This is a genomic window from bacterium, assembly GCA_041648665.1.
GTDB lineage: Bacteria > UBA10199 > UBA10199 > 2-02-FULL-44-16 > JAAZCA01 > JAFGMW01.
In genome coordinates this window covers 1-24,548 of the sequence record JBAZOP010000013.1, presented here as the reverse complement: position 1 = coordinate 24,548, position 24,548 = coordinate 1, and the positions used below count along the sequence as shown (strand labels likewise).

At 60.8% G+C, this 24,548-nt stretch carries 21 protein-coding genes; 13 read left to right on the top strand and 8 right to left on the bottom strand.

Translation table 11 applies throughout. The annotated features are described in order from the left end of the window. Window positions 1-30 precede the first annotated feature (30 nt). Window positions 31-669, top strand: a complete 639-nt coding sequence (locus WC683_06515) for a hypothetical protein (GenBank protein MFA4972248.1) — start codon at window positions 31-33, stop codon at window positions 667-669. 40 nt (window positions 670-709) lie between these two features. Beyond that, window positions 710-3,064, top strand: a complete 2,355-nt coding sequence (locus WC683_06510) for a DNA internalization-related competence protein ComEC/Rec2 (GenBank protein MFA4972247.1) — start codon at window positions 710-712, stop codon at window positions 3,062-3,064. Here the strand turns inward: WC683_06510 and WC683_06505 are convergent. From WC683_06505 to WC683_06495, 3 genes are all read right to left on the bottom strand, one after another. Next, window positions 3,028-3,384 (bottom strand): hypothetical protein, encoded by a 357-nt coding sequence (locus tag WC683_06505; protein ID MFA4972246.1) that lies wholly within the window; start codon window positions 3,382-3,384, stop codon window positions 3,028-3,030. The genes WC683_06510 and WC683_06505 overlap by 37 nt on opposite strands. A 292-nt stretch (window positions 3,385-3,676) precedes the next feature. Then, window positions 3,677-4,240 carry a DUF6036 family nucleotidyltransferase gene (locus WC683_06500; protein ID MFA4972245.1) on the bottom strand — a complete coding sequence of 188 codons (564 nt, stop codon included), beginning with the start codon at window positions 4,238-4,240 and terminating at the stop codon, window positions 3,677-3,679. Beyond that, window positions 4,237-4,662, bottom strand: a complete 426-nt coding sequence (locus WC683_06495; protein MFA4972244.1) for a hypothetical protein — start codon at window positions 4,660-4,662, stop codon at window positions 4,237-4,239. The genes WC683_06500 and WC683_06495 overlap by 4 nt, the downstream gene beginning before the upstream one ends. Window positions 4,663-4,825: 163 nt before the next feature. Between WC683_06495 and WC683_06490 the strand changes: the two genes are divergently transcribed. Further along, complete coding sequence (locus WC683_06490; protein ID MFA4972243.1) at window positions 4,826-5,323, top strand: hypothetical protein; 498 nt, start codon at window positions 4,826-4,828, stop codon at window positions 5,321-5,323. A 48-nt stretch (window positions 5,324-5,371) separates the two neighbouring features. Here WC683_06490 and WC683_06485 read toward each other — a convergent pair whose 3' ends face one another. Continuing rightward, window positions 5,372-7,216, bottom strand: a complete 1,845-nt coding sequence (locus WC683_06485) for a transglycosylase SLT domain-containing protein (protein ID MFA4972242.1) — start codon at window positions 7,214-7,216, stop codon at window positions 5,372-5,374. Next, window positions 7,216-8,628 carry a D-alanyl-D-alanine carboxypeptidase/D-alanyl-D-alanine-endopeptidase gene (gene dacB, locus WC683_06480; GenBank protein ID MFA4972241.1) on the bottom strand — a complete coding sequence of 471 codons (1,413 nt, stop codon included), beginning with the start codon at window positions 8,626-8,628 and terminating at the stop codon, window positions 7,216-7,218. Before dacB ends, WC683_06485 begins: the two co-directional genes overlap by 1 nt. 90 nt (window positions 8,629-8,718) lie before the next feature. On the opposite strand from dacB, the gene WC683_06475 reads away from it, so the two are divergent. From WC683_06475 to rmuC, 9 genes are all read left to right on the top strand, one after another. Beyond that, window positions 8,719-10,269 carry an ABC transporter substrate-binding protein gene (locus tag WC683_06475; GenBank protein MFA4972240.1) on the top strand — a complete coding sequence of 517 codons (1,551 nt, stop codon included), beginning with the start codon at window positions 8,719-8,721 and terminating at the stop codon, window positions 10,267-10,269. A gap of 13 nt (window positions 10,270-10,282) precedes the next feature. Continuing rightward, window positions 10,283-11,188, top strand: a complete 906-nt coding sequence (gene nikB, locus WC683_06470; protein ID MFA4972239.1) for a nickel ABC transporter permease — start codon at window positions 10,283-10,285, stop codon at window positions 11,186-11,188. Further along, on the top strand, window positions 11,185-11,988 hold the full coding sequence (locus WC683_06465) for an ABC transporter permease (GenBank protein ID MFA4972238.1): 804 nt from the start codon (window positions 11,185-11,187) through the stop codon (window positions 11,986-11,988). Before nikB ends, WC683_06465 begins: the two co-directional genes overlap by 4 nt. A gap of 13 nt (window positions 11,989-12,001) precedes the next feature. Continuing rightward, window positions 12,002-13,054, top strand: a complete 1,053-nt coding sequence (gene nagZ, locus WC683_06460) for a beta-N-acetylhexosaminidase (GenBank protein ID MFA4972237.1) — start codon at window positions 12,002-12,004, stop codon at window positions 13,052-13,054. Between the two features lie 217 nt (window positions 13,055-13,271). Then, a complete protein-coding gene (locus WC683_06455; protein ID MFA4972236.1) occupies window positions 13,272-14,315 on the top strand; it encodes a hypothetical protein in 1,044 nt (347 codons plus the stop codon). Between the two features lie 286 nt (window positions 14,316-14,601). Next, window positions 14,602-15,753 (top strand): hypothetical protein, encoded by a 1,152-nt coding sequence (locus tag WC683_06450; GenBank protein ID MFA4972235.1) that lies wholly within the window; start codon window positions 14,602-14,604, stop codon window positions 15,751-15,753. Continuing rightward, window positions 15,746-18,328 carry a tetratricopeptide repeat protein gene (locus WC683_06445; GenBank protein ID MFA4972234.1) on the top strand — a complete coding sequence of 861 codons (2,583 nt, stop codon included), beginning with the start codon at window positions 15,746-15,748 and terminating at the stop codon, window positions 18,326-18,328. Before WC683_06450 ends, WC683_06445 begins: the two co-directional genes overlap by 8 nt. A gap of 151 nt (window positions 18,329-18,479) precedes the next feature. Next, window positions 18,480-19,268, top strand: a complete 789-nt coding sequence (locus tag WC683_06440; protein MFA4972233.1) for a hypothetical protein — start codon at window positions 18,480-18,482, stop codon at window positions 19,266-19,268. 59 nt (window positions 19,269-19,327) lie between these two features. Further along, window positions 19,328-20,512 carry a DNA recombination protein RmuC gene (rmuC, locus tag WC683_06435; GenBank protein MFA4972232.1) on the top strand — a complete coding sequence of 395 codons (1,185 nt, stop codon included), beginning with the start codon at window positions 19,328-19,330 and terminating at the stop codon, window positions 20,510-20,512. A gap of 12 nt (window positions 20,513-20,524) precedes the next feature. Here rmuC and WC683_06430 read toward each other — a convergent pair whose 3' ends face one another. Continuing rightward, a complete protein-coding gene (locus WC683_06430) occupies window positions 20,525-21,343 on the bottom strand; it encodes an NAD(+)/NADH kinase (protein MFA4972231.1) in 819 nt (272 codons plus the stop codon). A gap of 51 nt (window positions 21,344-21,394) precedes the next feature. On the opposite strand from WC683_06430, the gene WC683_06425 reads away from it, so the two are divergent. Continuing rightward, window positions 21,395-21,946 (top strand): nicotinate-nicotinamide nucleotide adenylyltransferase, encoded by a 552-nt coding sequence (locus WC683_06425; GenBank protein ID MFA4972230.1) that lies wholly within the window; start codon window positions 21,395-21,397, stop codon window positions 21,944-21,946. On the opposite strand, the gene WC683_06420 is transcribed toward WC683_06425, so the two are convergent. After that, a complete protein-coding gene (locus WC683_06420) occupies window positions 21,943-23,682 on the bottom strand; it encodes a hypothetical protein (protein MFA4972229.1) in 1,740 nt (579 codons plus the stop codon). The genes WC683_06425 and WC683_06420 overlap by 4 nt on opposite strands. Before the next feature lies 1 nt (window position 23,683). Next, the coding region (locus WC683_06415) for a hypothetical protein (protein MFA4972228.1) at window positions 23,684-24,548 on the bottom strand (865 nt) is incomplete at its 5' end.

The following is a 24,548-nucleotide window of genomic DNA, read 5'->3' as shown; positions in this document are numbered from 1 at the left end:
GGCGGGTGTGCCATATCCCAAGCGAATGAGATGATAAGCAATATCAGAAGGTTGACAGATCTCACCAGGAAGGTCATAGGCCGCGGCGGCAAGGCGGAGCGAACACATGCCACAGACCTTCCTCTCGATCACCAGCTGACTTTCAATCCTGAACCTGACCAGCGCTGGACCTTTGATCAGGGCAGCGGCGTGTGCGTAAATGACTGCAGTGTGCGTGAGCTGGTGCACGACAATCCGAACGATGTGGGCTTGCTCTGCGGATTGTCCCACGGCCTGTACAGTTATCAGAAGTTCGTCTGGTCAAAGGGCGGAAAAGAGAACGCGCCGTTCAACGGAATGATCATGTCGCTGCAGCACGTGGTGCTCGGCCGCCTCGGCAACATATACGATACGATAACCGGCGGCATGAGTGTGGAACTGGAGGGGGATGACCTTTGGCTCAACAACATCAATGTGCGTTCGGTCATCAAGCTGTACGAGCTGCGTCCGACCGAGGCCGCGCGCAGCTATATCGAGGGGCTTCGCGATAAAGTCGGCTTGATTCTCTCGCGCAGGAAGACTAGCTCAAAGTACGATGCAGTCTGCGACGAGGCGGCAAAGCTCTACGAAGAGATCAACATCGTGCTCGCAACGGTGCCGTGCCCTGGTCCCCCTCGCCTGTGCGCTTAGCGCGGGCGCTCTTGCAGGCTTCGAGATATCCCATTCAGATATGCTGTCCACGATCTTCGCTGCTGCGTTTTTGTCGCTCGCGCTGATCTCTTTTCTTATCCGCAGGAAATTTCGTAACGTCTCCCTGGTTCTCGCGCTCTGCGCCGCGTTTTTGTTCGGCGCGTGGCGCGCGCAGTCTGCGGCAGCGCACGCGCTCGATCTGCCTGCCGGCGCCGGCAGGGACGCGCCGCTCTTGTGCGAAGGCTCGGTCGACGGTCCGTTGCGCTTGAAGGAGTGGGGCGCGTCCTTCGATCTTGAACTTTCCGCGTGCGGCGCAAACGAGGGCGCTCTGTCTTCGGCAGGCGGCTCTGTGCGCGTGAACGCAAGGCACGTGCCCGAGGGACTTGCGGACGGAGATCGGGTGCGCGCGCTCATCGCGATCAAGGCCCCCAGGAAGTTCGACAATCCGGGAGCCTTTGATTACGCACGATATCTCATGTCGCTCGGCGTCGGCGCTGTGGCAAATGCCCGCGGGCCTGTGATGCACATCGATCAGGATGGCGAGGCTCTGCGGGGCGCGGTCGGCCGGGCCAGGAAACGCGTCGCAAGCGCGATAGACGAGGCTGCGGGGCAGCCGGAGGACGCGATCCTCAGGGCGCTGGCCATAGGCGATCGCTCGTTCGTCACGCAGGATCTCCGCGATTGGTTCGCGCGTTCGGGGCTGGCGCATCTGCTCGCCCTATCAGGGTTGCACGTGGGCTATGTGGCGCTCCTCATCTATCTCCTCGTCAGGGCGAGCATCGGCCTCGTGCCACCCCTGGTGAGCCGCGTCCCGGTGAGGATCATGGCTGCCGGGCTCACGATCCCCGCGGTATGGTTCTACGTGATCTTCACCGGATGTTCGATCTCGGCGATCCGCGCGGCCGTGATGCTGTCGGTATTCCTCGCAGGCGTGATGTTGATGCGCAGGCCGGATGCCTTCTGCACCATAGCGGCGGCCGTGATCGCGATCGTGGCGATCCTTCCCGAGTCAACCCTCTCGGTGTCGTTCCAGCTCTCTATCTTCGCAGTACTCGGCATAGCGACGATCGCGGTGCCGATGATGAGGTGGATTCGCGGGAGCGGCGAGGCGCCGGGCGTGCGAAGGCGAATCCTGTATTGGATCACAGCCACGGCGACGGTCTCCTTCGCTGCGACGTTGGCCACGGCCCCGGCAGTCGGATATCACTTCAAAATGTTCACCGCTGTCGGGATTTTCGCCAACATGATCGCAGTGCCGCTTACCGGGTTCCTGCTGCAGCCGCTGGTCCTTGTCGCTACGGCAGTGGCGGCGCTCTCGCCCGATTCAGCGGCATGGCTATGGTCCGCGGCGGGCTCCGTGGCCGCTGTCCTGGTGAAGAGCGCCTCCTTCGCCTCCAGCGCAGGTGAGCCCCTGATCGGCAGGTGGGCGCCGTCGATCGCCGAGGTGGCGATGGCGTACGCGGCCCTGGCCTGCGTTGCGGCGTGGAAGAGATTGCCGTATAAAAAGATCATGGTATCTTCGCTGATGATCGCCATGTTCACGGATGTTATATATTACAGGGCGCTGCCCGCGTTTGATCAGAGGCTCAGGGTGATTTACTTCGACGTGGGCCAAGGGGATTCGGCGCTCGTGCGCTTCCCTGGCGGCGAGAACCTGCTGATCGATGCCGGCGGTATCAAGGGATCGAGCATCGACGTGGGTAAGGAGGTGCTCGCGCCGGCGCTCCTTGCCATGGGCGTGCGCAGGATCGACCGTGTGCTGCTCACTCACCCGCACTACGATCACTATGCCGGGATCGTCTCTCTGCTTAAAGATTTCGGGCCGAGGCTCCTCTGGACCAACGGGCTCGCTGCGCCGGAGAAGGAGGCCGGAGACTGGGATGTGCTCGTCGCTGCTGCGCGCGCTGCCGGCGTGCCCATGGTCGCGGTCGGAGAACACGGTCTGAGAGAGGAGATAGAAGGGGCAACGCTCGAGATCTCCTTGCCCAAAGATCTTGCTGCCGAGGACATCAACGACACATCGCTCATCGTGCGCATATCCCTGAGGGCGCGCTCCTTCCTCTTCACCGGCGATCTAACGAAGGAGGGCGAGACATCGCTCATCTCCTCCGGGATCGACCTCGACTCGGACGTGCTCAAGGTGGGGCACCACGGGAGCAACGATGCTTCTTCCGAGGAGTTCCTGCGCGCGGTCAGTCCTGAGATAGCGGTCATCTCCGCGGGCGTTGGCAATCCGTACGGTTTTCCACACAAGGACGCGCTTGCGCGCATCGAGCGGACAGGGGCGAGGGTCTTTCGCACAGACTGGCACGGCGCGATCAGCCTGACCACGGACGGTGATTCTCTAGATGTCTCTTGTTATTCCGACGAGGCCTCTGCAGCCCCTGCTGACTGAGCTGCCAGCTCCCACGAGACGAACTTCCAGCCGAACGGGCCCTTCTCCAGGGTGACGTGAATACGCTGGACCTCTCCGTTCTGGAGGGTGAGGAACGAATTGAGCGCGACCAGGTGCCTGTGGATCTCCTCCTGGCCTGTGATCTCCACTTCCTTCACCCGGTTCTGGCCGTAGATGGTGGTGGGATATTTCTTTCCGTACTTCTTGAAGTATTTTTTTATGAGCTTGGCGCTGGTCTTGGGTTGGGGCGTGCGCGCGCACCCGACGACGAGAAACGCCGCCAGGATGATGAAGGCCGATATCTTGAGGGTCCGCTTCATTTCGCAGCTTGCTAACATGTTGAATTGACTCGTGCAACCCTCATTTCCGTAGCAGGGCTTCCGTGCCCTTCCTTCGTCGCTGGCGCACGTCGCTCGCTATTCATCGTCAAAAGGCCGTTAGCGTCATGCGGCTTGAATGTCTTCCTCGCGTCAGCCTTCAAGCCGCGACGCCAATCGGCTTTTTGACTTCTGAATACGCTCGTCTCGTAAGCGCGCCTTAAGGCGACTTCAGGCAAGGGCCCGGAAGCCCTGCTGCCTGACGCCGCTCGGCAAACACTCCTGCGCCTGCCCTTCAATGGGACCTCAGCAGTTTCTCAAAGTCCGCCTTGTTTTCAGGATAGATCGTCTCGACGACGATCATCGCAGAGAGGAGAAACACGCGTGGGTTGCCGATGAAGTCCGGGATCATGTCAGAGACTATGGCCTTGTATCGTTCGTACGGCAGCGCAGTCTTTTCGATTATCGCATAGATGTCTTCCGGGTCCTGTTTGTAGAACCTCTCGAGCTTGAGTTTGATCAGGTCCTCGGCTGTTATCGAATTCACCTCCAGCGCCTTGCCGCGAAAGAGGACCACCTTTGGGGCGTGCGCGAAGTCCACGGTGGAAGTCACGGTGACGATGTCGACCGGAATACCTTGACCGACACAGGCCTCCTGAAACGCGACCGCATCTCCAACGTTGGCGATGTCGATGTCTGCGGTCGAACGGTCGCGAATACCCTGGAGGATGATCGAGACCCCACCGATCGCCGTGACGGAGATCTTCTTTTTCCGTTTTGCCAACAGGTCGTCGAGCTGTCCAAATATCCTGAGCAGGTCTTCGCGCGTTGCTGCACTCTTACGCCCTGTCTTTTTCATGCCGCCTTCCTGGTGCGCCTTGGGACGCGATCGCGATAAAAGCGCAGCTTGGCGAGCTCAAGTTGCGATGAGACGACCGGTCGATTTAGCTGCCAGTCACCGAGAAAGATGAAATCCTCCGCCTCAGGGCTCGCTTCATCCAGAAACCTCACGTCCTCGAGAAGGGCGCGGAAAAAAGCGGATTGCCCATCGATTAGCGAGTGCATTCGCGCATCCTCGAGGAGCTTTATGCGCTGGCGCTCCAGGAGAGGCAACGCCTTTTCGGTGAGTTCGTAGAAGAGTCGGCCGCTCTTGTACGCCTTCCGGACAAAGCCCTGGTGGATGAGCTGATTCAATGCCGCGAGGTCGTTTTTTACAGCCTCCCGGTGCAGCACGCCGTGGCGCGCAAAACGCCTGATTATGCTTTGATATGATATCTTCACAACTATATAATATACTTGGTTTAAAATAAAAAGTCAACTGATTATAGTTAACTTAAATAACCCCTGCCCCAAAATACCCCGAAACTTTTTGCGGGGGGGGGGGGACGATGATTGGTATGTCTTTGAGCTGAAGAAATAATACTGAATAAATAAGGAGGACATCATGATCGGCGCAGGCGAGGGAATAAAACCAATTGTGCAAGACTTTCTTAGGGATGACGCACGTCTATCGATTATGGATAGATATCCTCTATTCCAATATGAATATAAAGATGATTACAGACGCGACTATTACAGTTTAGATGCCGAGTTTGGACATAATTCGGAGTTGGATGACCTTGATGCAGAGTCTGACAGAGTCCAATTTACGCGTATGGGCCGATCTATATTGCTGTTCTTCCACGGTCACGCGAAGATCCTGGGTCAAATGAGGTCCTTTGTTGTCAATGATAACAACGCTAACGGATTGATCGATACAGGAGACGATGTATATATTTATATGGGTATTCAGAAAAGACATACACCCTATGGGGACACTCTGGTGGCGGTTAAGTGTGAGGATAGTTGGATAAGGGGATGGACATGCTCTGAGCAAAGAATTATTGAGCCTGTACAGAAGGCCTACACATCTGCCCTGAAGATGCTCGGCCTGGTAGAGTAGTCGATTCGCATGCGCATACGAAAGGCCCCGCACCCGCGGGGCCTTTTTTTATCTCACTGGAATCTTGAGGGTCTGGCCGCGGTGGACTGAGCGGCCGATACGATTTTGCTTCATGATCTCTACGGGCGTGATGCCGTAGATCGCGGCGATGGAAGACATAGTCTCCCCGTCCTGGACCACGTGGTGCACCGGCCCCTTGCGGCTATTGGGCGAGCGCGAGGAGAGGGCGATCATGATCTCGCCCTTGTTCTCGGGCACGCGGATCTTCGTGCCGGCCGGCAGGAGCCTTACCCCCTCCACGGCTCTGTTGGTGAGATGAGGGTTCAGCTCCGCGATTTCGTCGAGAGGTATCCTCGCCAGCCTCGCTATCTCGGGCACCGAGACGTGGTAATCGAAGGTGACCTCCTCGTAGCGCAGCGGTTCGTCGAAATTGATATTGTCGAAAAAGCGGTTGTAGTGCTCGGCCACGTCGTACGCCGCCAGGAACTCGAGGAAAAAGTTGCGCGAGGCAAAGCCGTAGGAGGGGTGCGAGAAGTTGCGCATGATCTTTCCTATGTCCCTGGTCCCCAGCTGCGCCACGGCCTGCGAGAGCCTCCCCCGGCCCGCGTTGTACGCGTTTATCGCCAGCGGCCAGCTCCCGAGCACCTCGTAGTTGTTCAAGAGGAGCTTGGCTGCTGCGTGCGTCGCGGCTATCGGGTCGTTGCGCTCGTCATAAAGGTCGTTGATCCTGAGATAGAGCTTTCCCGTGCCGCGCATGAACTGCCAGAATCCGGAGGCGCCGGCCGAGCTCATCGCCATTGGGTTGAACATCGACTCCACGAATATGAGCCGCGTGAGCTCCTTAGGCAGGCCGTAGGCCGCGAATATCTTCTCGATCTCGCCCAGGTAGCGGTTGCAGTACTTGAGTCCCGCGATGAACTTGTCCGCCTGGCCCACCTGGGCGCGCACGCCGTATTCGCGGGCAGCGCGCCTGTACTTGTCGGATTCCTCCACGTGCGTGAGGAGGTCGTATATCCTGCGCTCTTCGCCGCCCAGCCCCGCAGGCTCGGGGTTCTGGGCGATCTTCTCGAGCGCGCCCGTGATCGCGGCCTTTCTCTCGTCGACCCTCTGCTCGCGCATGCGCTCGCGTTCGATCTCGTTGAGCCTGGGGTTGCTCGAGATGTCGCGCAGGTCGACCACGTCGTAGACTATGTCGAGATAGCGCGGGTGGTGCAGGACCACGGCATCCTTGTCGTAGCGCGAGTAAATGTCGCGCCAGAAGGCGACGTCCTCCTCGAATCCCTGGGGCGGGATGAGCCAGGCCATGCTGCGCTTGCCGGTGCCGCTGTCCAGGGCAGAGGGCGCGCCGAGCGCGATGCTGGACTGGGGATGGACCACGAGGCTGGAACGTCCCGTGCCCGCGGGTCTCGTCCCGCTGTCATCGTATGAGGGCCTCTCGCGCGAGGGAGAGTCGCCGTACGGATCCCCGACGGCGAGGTCCGGTTCAGGCGCATCCTGCTGCATGGCTTCGTTCGCGCGGGCCTGGTCGTAAGCCACGGTCGTCTCCTGATCGCCGTCGTCGACCGCAGCGCCTGCGCCCCCGGCCGCGGCGAACTCGTCGTCAGAGGGCGGAGTCGGGACGCCCGCGGTTCCCGTCGCAAACGGGTCCAGAGGCTCGGCATCCGGCACGAAGCGCGCTATGATCCCCTCTGTTTTGATCGGCGAGCCGGCCTTGTCGGCAGGGCGGGAGAGCTCGATTATCGAGGAGATGCTTGTGTGTCTTGCCGAAAGCATGGGGGCGCTTCCTGCCTTGCTTATCTGCTGGGGAAGGACGATCAGCGCGAAGCATGCGAAGCCCGCGGTGATGCAAAGTATGAGAAGGCCGTCCATGATCTTGCGTTCGCGAGTTTCCATCATTTCGATATCCCCGCTATCGTCTTGAGCACGGCAAGCTCAGCTTCCTTTGCCGCCCATGCGCCCTTCGGCAGGCCGTTCGCGAGTATCGCGAAGGCGGCCAGTCTGTTGTCGCTCATGGGGACGTAACCCGCGAGCGTGCTCACGCCGTCGAGCGTGCCGGTCTTGGCGTACACGCTTCCCACCAGGTCCGGCGCGATCCTCCCCCAGTTCTTCATCGTGCCGTCGACGCCCAGGACCGAGAGCGAGTTGATGAAATCCCCCCGCAGCTTGCGGTTCTGATACGCGGAGACCAGCACCTGCACGAGCTGCTGCGCGGATATGCGGCTCACGGCCGAGAGTCCGGAGCCGTTCTCGAACATGGCCGATCCCCTCGGCACGCCGAGGGTCGCCAGGTGTTCTTCCATCGCTGCCACGCCCTTTTCCGTGGAGCCGGGGGCGCCCATGCGCTTCGCGCCGAGGTGCTTTGTGATCTGCTCCGCCACGAAGTTGGTGGAGAGCTTGTTCATGTCGTAGACGATCTCGGCAAGCGGCCTGGAGAGCTGCTCCGCTACGATCGAAGCGGAGGCGGGCATGCCGCCGCTGCGTATGGGGCCGGTTACCTCGATGCCTGCTTCCCTGAAGTGGTGTGCGATGACCGCGCCCGCATATCCGACCGGATCTTCGACGGAGCGCCAGTAGGTGGAGGGCCCTGCGCGGGGAGAGATGCTGCCGCTCACAGTGACGGACATGCCCTCGCCGCCTGTGCTCGTCTTGATATAGATGCGCGTCTTGCCGCTGGTGATGACCTTGTTGATCACCCTGTAGTCTTCGAGCGGGGGCTCCAGCTTCACTGACGCGCTGCCTCCGCTCCTCCCCGGTGCCACCGTGACGCCGATGCTGTTGAAATTTACCGCGACCGCGGAGATCTTTGCCGTGAACGCCCGGCCGTCGTCGCCGCCCTTGCGCGGGAAATCGAAGGAGTTGAAGTACGAATTGTCGATGACTATCCCGCCCGTGATCCTGCGCAGTCCGTTCTCGCGCAGGTTGATCGCGATCTTGGCTATCTCCTCGTTGATGAGCGATGGGTCGCCCTCGCCCCTGACGTAGAGCGTGCCGATCGCGCCGGCCTGCGCGGGGGCGTCGGCGGCGAAAATCGTCCTGAAGCGATAGTCAGGACCCAGAAGCTCCAGGGCCGTGATCGAAGTTACGATCTTGGAGCAGGAGGCCGGGTTGAGAGCCAGGTCCGGCCTGTGCGAGGCGATGATCTTTCCGGTGGAGACGTCCGCGACCACGATGGATGTGCGCTCCGGGTTGAAACCCGGGTTTGCCATCTCCCTCGACAGGTCCATCTGGGCCGACGCGGAAAAGGGTGCGGCCAACGCGAAGATGAGGGCTGTCGACAGGATTATCCGTTTGCGCGCGTTTGACATAAACCCCGATTATTCGTAGGTTTTGAGCCTGGAGTCCAATTCAACCTCTATTATTAATGCAAATGGGCTAGAGGGGCAAGCGTGATAATCATGAAAATGCGGATGAGCGCGCTGCCTGCCTTTGCGATCGCGCTGCTGTCCCTGTTTGCGGGCAGCGCCTGTCACAGGGCCGCGGCGACCCCTGAAGACGCGCTCGAGGTCGCCATACCGGCCGGCCCGGCAACCCTCGACCCCAGGCTCGCAACGGACGCCGAGGGCTCCAAGATCAGCTCCCTCATCTGCGATGGGCTCTTCGGCCTCGACGATTTCCTGGAGCCGATCCCGCTCATAGCGGAGTCGTATGAGCAGCTTTCGGCGAGTTCCTACCGCATACGCATAAGGCCGGGCGTGAAATTCAGCGACGGCTCGGCGCTTGCAGCGAAGGACGTTGTCTTCACCTTCAAGTCCATCATCGAGGGCCGGATCGCCTCCCCGTTCAAGGCCGCGTTCCAGAGGATCTCGCGCATAGAAGCGGAGGACGGGCTCACGGTTCGCATCGAGCTCTCGGAGGTCTACGCGCCATTTCTCAACATGCTCACGCGCGGCATCGTCTCCGAGAAGGCGGCCGTCGCGGCAGGGGAGGATTTCGGGAGGGCGCCGCTCTGTGCAGGGCCTTACAGACTCCTGCGCTTTGTGCCCGACAAGGTCGTGGAGCTCGCTGCGAACGATTCGTATTTCGGCGAGAGGCCGAATATCCCGAGGCTCAACTTTCACATCATTCAGGACGACAACATAAGGGTGCTCAAGCTCCTCAAGGGAGATGTCGACCTCGTGCAGAACGCGGTGCCCAGGCTCCTGATCAAGGCCATGCTCAAGAGGGAGCCCGGGCTCTCGATGAAAGAGGACGTCGGCATCGTGGTGGCGTATGTGGGTCTCAACCTCGCCGACCCCCTGCTCGCCAAGGCCGAGGTCCGCCGGGCCGTGGCCTATGCCATAGACCGCGAGGCCATCATCGGCCATCGCTTCAGGGGGATGGCCCGGCCCGCCAACTCCATCATATCCCCCGAGAACTGGGCCTATGACGAATCCCTCGGCCAGTATCCCTACGATCCTGCCAAGGCGCGCGCGATGCTCGATGCCGCGGGGCTGCCCGATCCTGACGGCGCGGGGCCCGCGATGCGATTCAATCTGACGCTCAAGACCTCCACCGTGAAGGAGCGCATAGACATCGCCCGGATGATCGCACATCAGCTCGGCCGGGTCGGGATAGGCGTGCGCGTGGTGCCGTTCGAGTGGGGCACGTTCTATCGCGATATCAAGAAGGGCAACTTCCAAGCATACACGCTCTCGTGGGTCGGCGTCACGGAGCCGGACATATTCTACAACGTCTGCCGCTCCGACATGACGCCGCCCGAAGGATACAACCGCGGGCGCTATTCGAATCCGGAGGTGGACCTGCTCGTGGCGGAGGGCCGCGCCGCGCTCTCGGAGGATGAGCGGAAGCGGATATACGGCCGGGTGCAACAGATCCTCTTCCGCGACCTTCCGTTTATTCCGCTGTGGTACGAGACGAATTATGTTATCTACAGGGAGGGGCTTGAAGGCGTCTCCGTGAGGCCCGACGCGTCGTACAGCGTGTTTGCAAAGATCAAAAAACCGTAACATGTTCAACTATGTGATCAAACGGCTTTTCACCGCGATCCCGGTCCTTCTGGCCGTGTCCACGATCGTCTTCTTCCTGATACACGCGATTCCGGGCGATCCTGTGGATCTCATACTCGGCGAGCAGGCGATAGCCGCGGACCGGGTTGAGCTCGCGCGCGAGATGGGCCTCGATCGGCCGGTGGCCGAGCAATACGTGAAATTCTTGGGCGGGCTGGTGACCGGGAACTGGGGCCGATCGATCTTCGACAAGAGGCCGGTGACCGAACTCATAGGCGAGCGCTGGTCGGCCACCTTCTGGCTTGCGCTATGCGCGATGCTCGTCGCAGTGGCCGCGGCCATACCCGCGGGGGTCTTCGCGGCCGTGCGCAAGGGGTCGGTCTGGGACCAGCTCACGATGACCGCCTCCCTCATCGGCATCTCCGTGCCCAGCTTCTGGCTCGGCCCTGTCCTGATCCTCCTCTTCAGCGTGGAGCTTGGGTGGCTGCCGATCTCCGGCCGCGACTCGCCGCACTCGCTCATACTTCCGGCGATAACCCTGGGTGCCGCGCTGGCGGCGATGATAGCGAGGCTCACGCGCTCCTCCATGATAGAGGAGATAAAGAGGGAGTACGTGACCACCGCCCGCTCCAAGGGGCTTTCGGAGAACAGCGTGATATTCAAACACGCGCTCCGGAACGCGATCAACCCGGTGATCACGATCGTGGGGCTCCAAGTCGGCGCCCTGCTCGCAGGCGCTATCATCGCCGAGAAGATCTTCAGCTGGCCGGGGCTGGGCTCCCTGCTCATGGAGTCCATCGCGAGGCGCGACTATCCGGTCGTCCAGGGCTGCATACTTGCGATCTCGTTCGCGTATGTGGTCGTCAACCTCGTAACAGACTGTCTCTACAGGGTCGCGGACCCGAGGGTGAAACTGTGAAGAGCGTGACCGCAAAGGCGGGCCTCATAATCGTGGCGATCCTCGTGCTCGTGGCGATCTTCGCCCCGCATCTCGCTCCGCAGGATCCCGGCGCGTACAACCTCGATCTGGCGTTCGCCGGCCCATCCCGGCAGCACTGGCTGGGCAACGACGCGGACGGCCGCGACATGCTCTCGCGCATGATCATGGGCGCGCGTGTCTCGCTCGGCATAAGCGTGGGCGTGGTCGGGATCACGCTGATCATAGGCTCGCTCATGGGGATCGTGGCGGGCTGGTGCGGCGGCGTCGTGGACAGGGCGTTCTCGTTCGTGTGCGACGTCTTCCTTGCGTTTCCGGGTTTCCTCTTCGCGATAGCGGTCGCCGCGTTCCTTGGGCCTTCGGTCGTCAACGTCGTCATCATCCTCTGCATCAGGGGCTGGGTGACATTCGCCAGGCTCACGCGCGGTCAGACCCTCTCGCTCAAAGAGCGAGAGTTCGTGCAGGCGGGCCGCTCCATCGGCGTGCGCACGCCGAGGATCCTCGTCAGGCACCTTCTGCCCAACATGATCGGCCCCATTGTGGTCAATGCCAGCTTCGGCATGGCCGGCGTGATAATGATCGAGTCGTCGCTGTCGTTCCTGGGGCTCGGGGTGCCGGTGGACGTTCCATCCTGGGGAGGGATGATCGATCAAGGGACGCAATTCCTGCTCGTGGCTCCTCATCTATCAATAATCCCGGGCATCGCCATAATGCTCGTCGTGCTCGGTTTCAATCTCTTGGGAGACGGACTGCGCGACATGCTTGCGCCCAGGGGGCGCTGACAAAGGTGACGATATGACAACAGTTGGACAGATGCTGATGGTGGGCGTGGAGGGGAAGAAACTCACATCCCTTCACCGCCTCTTCCTCAAGGAGACCGGCGCCGGGGGCGTGATCCTCTTTTCGCGCAACTACGAGTCGCCGAAACAGGTCGCGCGTTTCATAGCAGACCTCAGAGCAGCCTCCGACGTCCCGCTCATCATAGGCGTGGACCAGGAGGGGGGGAGGGTTGCGCGGTTCGGGAAGCCGTTCACGAAGGTCCCCCCGATGGCCGCGCTCGGCAGGGCGGGCGAGGGGGGCGAGGAGCTTGCCGGGGAGCTGGGTGCGATGCTCGGGCGCGAGCTTGCGGCCGTGGGCGTGGACATCGACTTCGCCCCGGTCGTGGACGTGCTCACGAACCCCGCAAACCCAGTGATAGGAGACCGCGCCATCTCCCGCGATGCGGCACAGGTGGCGACGCTGGCCGCGGCTTTCATCAGGGGGATGCAGTCCGAGGGGGTCGCCGCGTGCGCAAAGCATTTTCCTGGGCACGGAGACACTGACGTGGATTCGCACCTCGGGCTGCCGGTCCTTCCACACAACAGGGCCAGGTTCGATGCCTGCGAATTCCTCCCCTTCAAGGCAGCCATCGAGGCGGGTGTGGCCTCGGTCATGGTCGCGCACATATCCGCACCAAACCTGGACCGCGATGCCCCTACTTCTGTCTCCAAACCTGTGATGACCGACATCCTGCGCAAGGGGCTGGGCTTCGACGGGCTCGTCTTCACCGACGATCTGATCATGAAGGGGATCTCCGACAAGTGCTCGCCGTATGAGGCCGGTTGGAGATCGATCGCTGCCGGCGCGGACATGGTCCTCGTCTGCCACAGGCCGGACGAACAGCGCGCAACGTTGGAGGGCATCAGGCGGGCGGTGTCAGAGGGCTGGATAGACATGGCCACCTTGACCTCCTCGCTCAAGCGGCTGGAGAGGTTCAGGGCCAGGTTCCCCGGTCCTGAGAAGAGGCCCCCCATGCGCAAGATCGGCTGCCGCCTACATCGCAGGATCGCAGCTCGGCTCCTTCCATAGGAGGAACTCAAAAATGCGGAAAATCTTTATATAACGCTATGCTGACTTGCATGTTTAATGTGATACAGTAAGTCTTAATGGATTAGGTTTTAACGTATTGTTAACTATGAGTATTTTTGTGTGGCAGTAATTTTCGGTCATTATGAGCAACTTGTCTGTGGCTCCTGCCGAAAATATATATGGGAGATATCTATCCCCTGTTTAAAGGAGTGTGGAGATGGGTGGAGGACAGGTAAAGAATTGCAAACCTCTCGATGGCACTAATGGGTGTTTTGTATCGGGCACTGAAAACCCAGACCCCGAGAAGTGCCAGACCTTTGCGACAAAAGAGGGTGAAATCGGTTTCTTCTGCGCGGATGAAAAGAGCGCTTCGCTAAGCCCCGACAGCCCCAAAGGACCGTCTGTCCCGAAGTCAGCCGAGAAGTTCAAGGGAACCCCTGTAATAAAACCCGGGATGTCCGCCGAAGAGATAAAAAAGGCCGCGGACGCGGCTGTATCAGGGGATGGTTCGCAGGTATCGGCCGAGGACAGCGAGGATCAGGAGCTCCTCGATAATCTGCAAAATACAAATTTGGGTCTGGGAGCGGGTTTTTTTATTCTCGGAATCCCGGGTATGATCATCGGCACAATACTCGGTTATAATTTCGGTTCCATAAGCGAATGGATCTCCGAAGATTCAGAAGATGTGCTGGCAGCGGACAAGCCGGAAGCAGACCCTGCGGCAAAGAAGCCGGAGGGCGATCAGCCGGAAGTGAAGCCGGATGCAGGTGTGGCTGAGGATGCGGAAACAGAAGAGGTCAATGATGACGCCGAGTCTTCCCATGAGAATGAGATCACTGTCCGGGTCAACTGGCCCAAGGATTCTCCCTTTGTAAATGAGTCGGATGCGCTGTCCGCCATGGGCAAGTTTTTGTGGTTCAGTTCTCTCAAGCCCGAGGCTCAGCAGATGTACAAGGCAGGCAGCATAGTCGTGGCGCAGAAAAAGGCGCAGGAAAACCCTGGGGCAAATTCCGTCAAAATCACCGTCAGAGAGATCGAGAATGAGCTAAAAGAGCAGACCGAGTTCGGTCTGGTGCTGGCTGGCTTTCCGCACGAATTGCCTAAACCGAAGCCGCAGGATGATCCAACCGCTGCAGGGCAGGAAGGCGCTGCGTCAAAACGAAAAGTCGCAAAATCCGGTGGGGGCAAGTCCACAAGCGGATCAGGAAAAACGAAAAAGACGGGCGGAAAGAAGCCTGCCAGCGATGGCCTCGCCTTCTGAGGTCGAACTTTTACTGGTGACCCCAAACCCCATTTTAATCCTGTAAATCCTTGCCAGGCGGGGAGTAAAATCCGCAACCCCTTTGCATCTGCTTAATATCCTCCATAAAATCATATAGTTAGAATATTGCCCATCAACATGGAGGGGGAGGCCGATTTGGCCTCCCTCTTGCATTATATACTGGCGAGTAGGGCCCTGTCTCAGGGCCTGGATGTTACAAAGTATAGGGATTTCAGGTTGTTAACTTTAAAGCAGTTCGACTCAAGGTGGTGAGAGGAGTCCTTAGATGGCAAGGGTAGGCGAACATTTTGCAGAGGGTTGGCAAAAGGCAAAGGCCGGGGGCAAGGAATATTCCGACGCCATCCGCAACCAGGGCAACTCTGCGCGCGAAATAGCCAATAAGCAGGTCGAGCAGGCGCGACCTGTCCAGGATAAGCCCCAGGTCAACACCGATAAACCGGCTGCATCAACAGAGCATGCGGTCCAGGCGCAGAAGCCGGCCGTGGCCCAGCAGGTGGCGGACAAACAGGCTGCCAGGGACGCGGCCAGGGAATACGTACAAGCAAAGGACCAGGCCCGCGGCTTGAACCAGCTCACCGGTTCCGCTGTGGTGAACAAGGGCGCGGATGTCGCGATAAAACAGCCTGTGGTCAACGTCACGCAGGCGCAGGACGCCTTTGTACAGAACCAGCCGGAGCCCAGGCAGGCGATGGTGGCGGCGCAGGCCGCTCAACTTAAGGCGCAGCCGAAGGCCACACCCGCTTCCAAGACACATGACGCCTCGAGGGCAAGGCCAGAGGACAGGGCTGGGACTCGGGATCCAGGCAAGGCCGCTGACGTGAACAAGGCGCAGGATCCTGCGCAGGCGCAGAGGTTGGGACTCGTTAAGGGGGACGCAGGCATGCTCGCCGGCGTGCGCATCGAGAAGCCGGCGGTCGTGGACGGCCCAAAAGACTGGGAATCCGAAGACGGCATCGAGGACGAGGGTGCGCCGAAGGATCGCAACTCGAGCACCTTTGCAGTGGGCAGCAAATCCAGGAGCACCGGCCGCGAGCTCGGCGCATTGCTCGGCGGCTCGTCAGGGGAGGCGGACAGCGAGGCAGGCACAGAGGGCGAGTCGAAGTACGCCATCGACCTCACCAGGTCCGCGAAGCTCGATTCCCCGGAGCTCCCTGAGTCTGATCCCGCCTTCGCGGTCTACAGCGAGTTCGACTCGGAGAAGGTGGGACCTGAGACGTACAAGGCAAAACACCAGCTGCTGGAGAGGCACGTGCTCAAGAAGCTGAGCGAAATAGAGATGCTCGACAGGAGTCTGGACGCAGAGATCAAGAGCGCTTTCGAGAACACTCCGCTCTCAAGGCGCATAATCGGAGACATAGACATAGAGGTTGGGAAGTTCACGGGGTCTGTTTATGGGGAGGGAATGATCAGTGGTTAGCGACTATACGATAGCCAGATATCTGAATAATCTGGGCAACGAGAGCCGTCTCGGAGATTGGAACACGGATCTCAATGATGCCGATTCCAGCGCGGATGCGCTCAATCCGGAGAATGCGGCGTTCGATGCGAGCGAGGCCAGGGCCAGGTATCTGGGCCTCGGCGGCACGAGCTCCAGGGAGATGTTCGCCACGTTCTCCAATCAACTGAATGTGCTGCTGGGTCGGCCGGCCCAGAACTATGGCCAGAACAGCCTCTTCGGTAAGCCAGGCATGCAATACCCGGGGATGCAGAACGCGCTGGCAGCGCCTGTGCATGGCGTGAACGTCTACGTCGGCGCCCCTGTGTTCGGTCAGGCGATTGTGACCGGCGGAGGTGAGATAACCGGCGCAGGCAGCGCTCCGGCAGGAGGAGGCGTAAACGTCACCGCCAACATCGGCGGAGGCGAGGCGACCGGCGCAGAGAAGCTGGACGAGGTGGTGAAGGCCGCGCAGGAGAAGGCGCCCGAGGGCTACGAGCCTTCTGAGTGGAAGAGGATTGTGGACGACGCAAAGGCGGCTGCCGAGAAGAGGGCCGAGGCCAACGACACCGATGCGGACGATGAGTTCCGCGATATACTGAACAAACTCCCGACCAAGGATCTGAAGGAAGAGGTGGACGAGAACGGCGTCGTGGTCGGCGCCACTGCGGACCAGAAGAAGGCGGACTACGGCCGCAAGCTGGGCGAGTGGTACGCTGAGGAGATCGAAGGGATAGACGGCACGCCCGAGCGCGCGAGACTCGTGGACGACGTGGCAGGCCAGGACAAGGAAGGGTTCAAGCTCGAGCGCGCATCCGGCAAGAAGCTCCCGGGGAACGTCAAGGCCTACACAGTGAGCGGCGATGCGAGCCGGCACGGGCTCAGCGAAGGCCAGAAGATCTTCTGGGTCGAGGACCCCAAGAGCGGACAGGGTGGATGGTTCAAGGAGGCGAGCCGCAAGGGTGTGAGCGGCAAGATAGACGGCCTCGGCGTGAAGGGCGGCGACAAGGAGATCGAAGTCGGCGGCAGGAGCGACTGGATCGAGCTGGGACAGGAAGAGGGAGACGATCGCACGGTTGCAGGCGCTGTGGACGAAAAGACCAAACACGCGTCGCTCTACGACAACTTCAAGATCAAGGATTCAAGCGGCGAGACCGCGGATGCGATAAAGACCGACAACGCGAACGTCTATCGCGGCAACGACGGCAAGTGGTACGTGAAGGATGGCGATAAATTCGTGGAGATGGAAAAGCAGCCCAAGCTCGTTGCAGGCAGGCTCTACTTCAACGATGCGAAGGTGCCTGTTGATCCCTCTCGCGTGGACGACCTCCCCGCGTATATGGATTCGATCAAGGGCGGCGCAAAGGAGATGAGGGTCAGGCAGGCCGCGATCCAGGAGAGCGATCCCAAGGCGACGGCAGAGCGCGTGGCTCGAGTGAACAAGGCTTTGACTGAGGCGATGGACGAGACGGGCAAAGGGAAGCTGACCATGGTTTCCGCAGACGGCTCGCGCATAGACATCGACTGTAAAGCCGAGGACTGCAAAACGGTGCGCGACGCCATGGGCTTTGATCCGGTCGAGGCGGATCAGCAGAAGAAGATCAACGCTATCCTCAAGGACCTGCCGCAGGGTGTGGACGTCTATCTCAACGGAAAGAAGCTGAGCCTCAGCGAGGACAGGCCGCTCGGCCAGCTACAGCAGGCGCTCGACAAGGCAGCGCCGGCAGCTACAGCGGAAACAGTCGCAGCAGATTCGGCAGCCCCTGCACCTGCACAAAAGCCGGATGTAGAGCCGAAACCGGCTGCGGAAGAGTCCAAGTCCGCTGCTCAGCTACCGACACCTGCAGCAGCGCCGAAGCCGCAGTCCGGCACAGCCCCGGCAGGCATACCCATGGACAAGCCGGTCATCCCGGAGTCGGGTGCAGAACAGGGGATGTTTGCCTGGCAGAGGGAGCTCACAGCTGCGCGGCAGAAAGTCGCTTCAGCTCCGGCGGCCGCAGCGCCGACTGCAGAAACTCCCAAAGATGATGCAGGGTCCAAGGCCCGCGCGCTTTATACTGAAGGCAAGGCATTATACGAGGCTGGAAAATATGTTGAGGCAGAGGCAAAATTTCAGGAATGCTACGACGTCAAACCCCACTACACTACCCTCAGGAGTATAGCAGAGTGCAAGTACGAGCAGGGGGACAAGGAAGAGGCGCTTGTTTACTTGAATAAGGCTAAACAATATCCCAAGCAGGATGCTGATTTTGAGAAGAGACTTGATGGGCGAATTGCCGAGGTAGAGGGCGAGATCCCCCAATCACAGCCTGCAACCACAGCGGCTGCGCCTAAGCCCGCTGCCCCGGCGCCCGCGCCTGTCCCGGCCCCTGCAGCCCCGGCGCCGGCAACTGCGCCGGCAGCTACATCTGGTTGGGCTGCTTTGGGCAATGATGAAACCGGCGATCTGTCTGCTCCGGCCCCTCAGGCAAAACCTGAGACGCAGGGGGAGAAGATACTCAGAGAAGCGCGGGAAAAAGCGGCGGCCCAGGATAAATCGGGCAGGAGGTCCCTTTGACAAGCAGGGCGCTCCTAAAGTTGCACCCACAGGTGCGCCCGCAACCCCGGCCGCGACCGAGGTAAAAAAAGGGGAAATCCCGACCGATGAGATACTCACCTCAGCCTACAGCTACGCCGGTCACGAGGTGGATTTTGTCCTGCCTGCATCGGTGAAGAGAGAGTTCGACGCCGAGCTTGCGAATATCGTACGGACTGCACAGGTCAATTCAAGGAGACTCGTCGAAAGACAACCCAACCTGAATGTCGACGAGGTGTACAAGCATCAGGTGTTGATAGGGGTCGCCGAGTGGGCGTACGAGCGCACGAAGGGCTGGAAGGTCGACACGAAGAGGGAAGAGCTCTCTCTCGGCAAGGCCTGCGAGAACAAGAAGGGGGAGTGCACGGAGCGGACGAATCTCCTCTATGCGCTCGTCGTGAGGGCGAAGGAAAATCTGAAGGATGAGAAGATCAATCTCAGCGACGTCGATGTCAAATTCGCGCAGATCTTCGATTATAGCAACGAGGATCATGTCTGTCTGACGGCGGAGATCGGCGGCAGGAGAAAATTCTACGACATCGGGGCCCCGATCGCCGCCAGCGGAGCTTCTCTGGTCAGCAGGCCATATGGGAAGAGCGTAGTCGTCGAACTCCCGGAGCATGTCGCAGGGCTGTTGTGCAACAAGGGGCTGGAGGAAAAGGGTAAGAAAGCCGATGCCCTCTACGCTGAGGCCCTGAGATTGGCGCCTGACAGCGCTTATGTGAAAATCGCGGCTGCCAGACATTATTATAATATGGCTGCGGAATGTCATAATAGGGGTCAGAGCGCCAAGGCGAGGGAGTATCAGAAGAAATCAAAAGAATTGATGGATGGGATCGGAGATCTGCCCGGCGCATCCTATATGACCTCGACCCTGACGAGTCTCAACAGTCACCACAGCGCTTTGAGCAAGATCATCTAGCTTGGCCCGGCAATACATTCCTCTTGATAAGTAAACTCCCCCTGGCCTAGATTGCCCGCATGTCCTACATCCTCCCATTCATGATAGGCCTCGCCATCGGGCTGGCCGCGCTCGCGATCCTGTGGTCCTCTTGGCGCGCCAGGAGGCAGTTGCTCGAGGAGCGGCTCTCCGATTCCCAGCGCGCGCGCGAGGAGCAGGAGAAGGCGGTGGCCAACCTTCAGATGACCTTCAGGGGAATATCCTCCGAGGTCCTGAAAGAGGCGCGCGACGAGTTCATCAAACAGGCGGAGCCTAAGATCGGCGAGCACGTGAAGCCCCTGCGCGAGGCGTTGGAGCGCTACCAGCGCGCCATCTCCGATATCGAGGTCAAACGCGAGAAGGCTTACGGCGGGCTCTCCAGCATGCTCGACATATTGAAGCAGGGCCAGAGCGCGCTCACGCGCGAGACCGGTTCTCTCGTCTCGGCGCTCAAGTCTCCGACCGCCCGAGGAAAATGGGGCGAGGTGACGCTGGAGCGCGTGGTCGAGGTGGCGGGTCTCTCCAAACACTGCGACTTCGACACACAGCGCTCGGTCGGCGGCTCCGAATCGAGGCAGCGGCCCGACCTGGTCGTCCGCCTGCCGCACGGCCGCTCGGTGGTGGTGGACGCCAAGGTCCCCCTCACGGATTATATGAAGGCGATCGAGGCGACGGGCGAGGATGTCCGACAGGCCGCTCTGGCAGGACACGCGCGGGCGGTGCGCGAGCACATGAGGCTCCTGGGCCAGAAGAACTACTGGGCCCAGTTCGACCCTGCGCCCGACTTCGTCGTCCTCTTCCTCCCGGGCGAGTCGTTTTTCTCGGCTGCGCTCGAACTGGATCGCGAGCTCATCGAGGACGGCATGCAGAGCCGCGTGGTGCTGGCAACCCCCACCACGCTCATAGTCATGCTCCGCTCGGTGGCCATGAGCTGGCAGCAGGAGCAGCTCACGGAAAACGCGATGAAGATCTCGGATGCGGGCAAGGACCTCTTCGAGCGCTGCAGCACCTTCGCCAGACACTTGAGCGGGGTGGGCAAGGGGCTGGAGGGTGCGATCAAAAGCTACAACAGCGCGGTGGGCTCCTGGGAGAGCCGCGTCATCCCCGGCGCGCGCACCCTCAAGGAACTGGGCGCAGCTCGCAGCCCGGACGCCGTCCTGCCGGAGGTGGAGGGCGTGCAGACCATCCCGCGCGAACTCATGCCGGCAGGCCCCGAAGGTTCTTGAAGGACGAATCGGTCAGATGAATATCTTGAGCCTCTTCTTCGATATGCGGCAGGAGATGGTCGAGCCTTGCTTCACCGCGCACGCGTGCCAGTGCCCGTCGATGTAGGCCTTGGCGGTCCGCATGTGCGATTCGATCTTGATCGCGCGTCTCTGTGCGATCACCCCGCGGGTCATGCGGTATCTGGAGCCCGGCCTGGGACAGGGCTCCCTCACCAGGAACTGAAGCCTCTGCGAGAACATGGGCATCGGCCTTCCGCCAGCGGACTTTATCGCAGCGGTGGAGCCGGGACCCGAGGCTATCCAGACGCCGGAGCTCTTCTGCTCCTCCGACCTTTCGTTCGCAGAGATGCGATAGCGCACCGTCTCGGCGGGAGATGAGCCTGCGAAGAGCACGTCGTTGAGCGCAGGGCAGGGGAGCCTCCTGCCGTCTATCCGGGCCTCGATCATCGGCGCTTCCCTCAGCTTCATCTTGTCGGAGATGATTCGCGCGAGCACCCGGTCGAAGGTATCCGGGGCGGCGGCGCAGTAGAAGCCAACGGAATGGTCGGGCGCGGCGTTGACGCCAAGGATCGGCACGCAGCCTGCCTTGTGCGCGGCAGCGAGAAACGTCCCGTCGCCGCCGAACGATATGATGAGGTCAAAGCTGCGCGTCGCCGGAATCGCAAAGCGCGTGACGGTCGTGTACGTTATGCCCATGCTGCGGAGCTTGCGTTCGATGCGGGCGAGCGCCTTCGCGCGCTCCGTCTCGATCGCGCGGGATCCGGCGACAGGGCCGCGCTTTCGTTGCTCGCCCCTGGGCTTTGTGACTATGAGAACTCGGTTGAGTTTCATCGGCGGCTCGTATATTAATTTTCGCGGAAGTTTTTGCAAGGAGGATATGCCGTGGACACTAGGGGAATGCGCAGGCGCGTCGCGATATTCGGCGGTTCCTTCAACCCCCCGCATAAGGGGCACTCCGAAATCGTCAGGTGGCTCTTCATGAAGGGGATCGCCGACGAGGTCTGGGTCGTCCCGTGCTTCATCCATCCGTTCGGCAAACAGCTTGCCCCGTTCGACGCCAGGCTTGCCATGACGAAGCTCGCCCTGTCAAAGCTCAACCTCCCGGTGACCGTGAAGGACGTGGAGGGGCGGCTGGGCGGCGAGAGCAGGACCCTCCGGACGATCGAACATTTTATTGAAGAGAATCCCGGTATGAGGTTCTTCCTCGTGACCGGCGGCGACATAGCCAAGCAGGCGGAGCAGTGGCATCACTTCGACAAGATCAAGGAACTGGTGGATATCGTGAATATCCCGCGCGGACTGGACTCGCCCATACCGGACATCAGCTCCACCGAAATCCGCGAGGCGATCGCCTCCGGCAAGACGACGTGGCGCGACATGGTCGAACCCGAGGTTGCGATCTACATCGTCACGAAAGCGCTCTATCGAGTTTAAAAATGAAGGGTGAGCCCGGCCCATGGCGCGATCTCGGCGTCTGAGCCTTTGGGAAAGAGCTTGTGGGCGGCGGCGCGGACTCCCAGCGCCAACCCCGAGCCGTCCTCCTCGCCGTTGAACGGAATCAGAAGGTCGAATCCGGCCATCCCGCCGATGCCTGCCGTCGAATTCTCGCCGCCGGATACTGCGCGCGTGTCTAAGCCGAGCGAGAGTCTCGTGAACGTGGTCTTCCACTCCAGCCCCAGCGCTGCGCCCACGTCCGAGGGGAGCATCTCGGAAGCGAACTGTTTGTCCTGGGCCGGCATGTTGCCGATGTTGCCGAAGGTGAGCATGGGCGAGAGCAGCATGGCCGAGGAGAAGAGCTGAAAGTTCTCGGACGGGAGGTCGTGCCAGCTCTTGTGCACGATGATGCCCGCGCGGTTGCCGTTCCTCTGGCCCCAGTACGCGGTGTAGGGGATGTAGCCTATGTCCGTGCGCTCGACCGTGGTCCCCTCGACCGGGTCGGGCGACATCGCTACGCCCATGTTGGCGCCGGCACCCCCTGACATCGCTATGTCGCTGTTCGTGCCTGCGCCGACGAGCATCACGGCGGAGTTGAGCGCATAGGAGGCGATGTTGATGTACATCTGTCTCGCCTCAGAGTCCTCCGGCAGCATCGCGAGTCTCTCGGATGGCGTGTTGATCCCTGCGATTGCATAACTCAGGAGCCTGGCTGTTCCCAGCACGTCCGCGAGTCCGGAGCCCTTTGCAGCGTCGCTGCCCTGGGCCAGGAAGTATACTCCGCCGCCCGCGTTGATCGCGGAGAACGCCCAGAACCACATCTCTCCCGCGCGCAGCGCCGTGCTGTTCGTGCCGGAGGAGCCCGCGAGGAACGCGGCGCCTGCCGACAGCAGCGGCACGTCGGACATGCTGCCGCGGTTTTCCGCATCTCCGTCGTCGCCCAAGAGTCCGTACTCGTCCAGCGCCTCCATCGGCCTGCTGATCGACCTGTCGTAAAGCGCGCGCTGGATGAGCCCGTGGCCGGCCATGTACAGGCCCTGCATGATCCCCATGGCGCCGATCTCGCCCTCGGACTCCTCGCGCGAGATCGCGCTTGCGTCGCCGTAGCCCACGTTCGCCATGAACATGAGCTCGAGCTTTACGCGGTTGAACTCCGAGCCTTCGCCCGCGTACTGCAGGCCGTAGTAGAGCGAAGGTCCGATGGTGAGCACTGGCCCCCGGCCTCCGAATGGCCGGAGCTCTCCGCCTACGAAATAGTTGCTGCCGATGTCGAATGTGTTGGATGAGGAGCCGTCGAACTCGTAAGTCTCGCCGTCTACCTCCACGTTGCCGCGGGATATGGTGGAGACGCCGCCGCCCATGAGCGGCGTGGTCCCGACTGCGAGCGCGGCGTTGAAGTCGCCGTCGTCGCCGAAGTGGGGATATGAGCGCGAAAACCTGCCCAGGCCCGCCATCACCGCCCAGTGGAAGTGATCCGCGGAGTTGCCTTCCAGGTCCTCCGTCGGAAGTATCTTCTGCTCCGTCGTGCCGAACGGGACCTCTATCGCGAGGGTGTAGCGGTCCTCGAAGTATTCCGCGAGCGTGAGCTCTGCGCCCAGCGTATGCCCCAGCCCGCCCTCGGAGATAGAGGTGGAGATGGGGATGCGCAGCCCGTAATGAACAGAGAGCCCCCATCGCTCGGAAAGCGGCTGCTCCGAGGGAGTTGTTGGCGATGATGTGATTACAGGTTCGCCCATATCACTGCGCGATGATCGATTTCTGAGACATCGCGTCCCTCTCGTTGAACGTCGCGTCGAAGCACTTATTGCCCTCGAAGGTCTCTTCGCTGCCCGTGGGGTCGCAGAGCCAGCCCTTGAGCACAATGAACATCATCACGTCCTTGAATGCGAAGGTGAGATCGTCGCTGGAGCCGAACTTGGCGGCAGCCACGACGGTGAGGTTCCCGGTCTCGGGGTCCACCGCTTTGCCCCTGAGGAACGCCTGGCCGCCGGTGTAGTCGTTGTCCTCCTCAGGGCAGCCTGCCGGGATGGTCCCCTCCTCGTCCTTGAAGAGCAGGCCATCGAGATACCGCCACTTGCTGTACGCCTTGTCTCCCACGATCCAGTTGTCCGTGTTCTTCTCGCAGATCTGGGGCGTGGCGAGCGAGGAGTCGTTCAGGTTTATCTTGTATTCGCCGCCCGCGACGTCGACCTTCTCGTCAGGCACCAGGTCCGGGTCTGTCTCTTTGACCTTGGGCTTGAGCACGCCGGTGGTGAAGGCCAGGTGAAACACCGTGTCCATGGCCGGTTTGCTGCCCATCGGTCCGCCGGGGTTGTGGAAGTATGTCGGCCCGAAGAAGCGCATGCCGGCCTCCTCGACGATGAGTTCGCCGTCCACTGAATAACGGCCCGTGTCCATGTCGAGGAGGGCCTGAGGCGTGCCCACGTTGTTGCAGAGGTTTTCGTATTCGCCGCCCTGCATCTCGTCCGAGGTGTGGAACGCTGGGCTGTCGTATCTTCCGCCCGTGGCGTAGAAGAATGCGCATGCGCCTTTGCCTGCGCCCGCGCCGGCCTCGGTGAAGAGCTTGAGCTCAGCCGGGTCGCACGGATTGACCACGATGCAG

Excerpts from the sequence above, each read along its gene's own strand:
- dacB (MFA4972241.1), bottom strand. The coding sequence starts at position 8,628 with ATGTCAAACGCGCGCAAACGGATAATCCTGTCGACAGCCCTCATCTTC.
- WC683_06505 (MFA4972246.1), bottom strand. The coding sequence starts at position 3,384 with ATGAAGCGGACCCTCAAGATATCGGCCTTCATCATCCTGGCGGCGTTT.
- WC683_06510 (MFA4972247.1), top strand. The coding sequence starts at position 710 with ATGCTGTCCACGATCTTCGCTGCTGCGTTTTTGTCGCTCGCGCTGATC.
- WC683_06485 (MFA4972242.1), bottom strand. The coding sequence starts at position 7,216 with ATGGAAACTCGCGAACGCAAGATCATGGACGGCCTTCTCATACTTTGC.
- WC683_06430 (MFA4972231.1), bottom strand. The coding sequence starts at position 21,343 with ATGAAACTCAACCGAGTTCTCATAGTCACAAAGCCCAGGGGCGAGCAA.
- nagZ (MFA4972237.1), top strand. The coding sequence starts at position 12,002 with ATGACAACAGTTGGACAGATGCTGATGGTGGGCGTGGAGGGGAAGAAA.
- WC683_06475 (MFA4972240.1), top strand. The coding sequence starts at position 8,719 with ATGAAAATGCGGATGAGCGCGCTGCCTGCCTTTGCGATCGCGCTGCTG.
- WC683_06490 (MFA4972243.1), top strand. The coding sequence starts at position 4,826 with ATGATCGGCGCAGGCGAGGGAATAAAACCAATTGTGCAAGACTTTCTT.
- rmuC (MFA4972232.1), top strand. The coding sequence starts at position 19,328 with ATGTCCTACATCCTCCCATTCATGATAGGCCTCGCCATCGGGCTGGCC.
- WC683_06450 (MFA4972235.1), top strand. The coding sequence starts at position 14,602 with ATGGCAAGGGTAGGCGAACATTTTGCAGAGGGTTGGCAAAAGGCAAAG.
- WC683_06455 (MFA4972236.1), top strand. The coding sequence starts at position 13,272 with ATGGGTGGAGGACAGGTAAAGAATTGCAAACCTCTCGATGGCACTAAT.
- WC683_06515 (MFA4972248.1), top strand. The coding sequence starts at position 31 with ATGATAAGCAATATCAGAAGGTTGACAGATCTCACCAGGAAGGTCATA.
- WC683_06420 (MFA4972229.1), bottom strand. The coding sequence starts at position 23,682 with ATGGGCGAACCTGTAATCACATCATCGCCAACAACTCCCTCGGAGCAG.
- WC683_06500 (MFA4972245.1), bottom strand. The coding sequence starts at position 4,240 with ATGAAAAAGACAGGGCGTAAGAGTGCAGCAACGCGCGAAGACCTGCTC.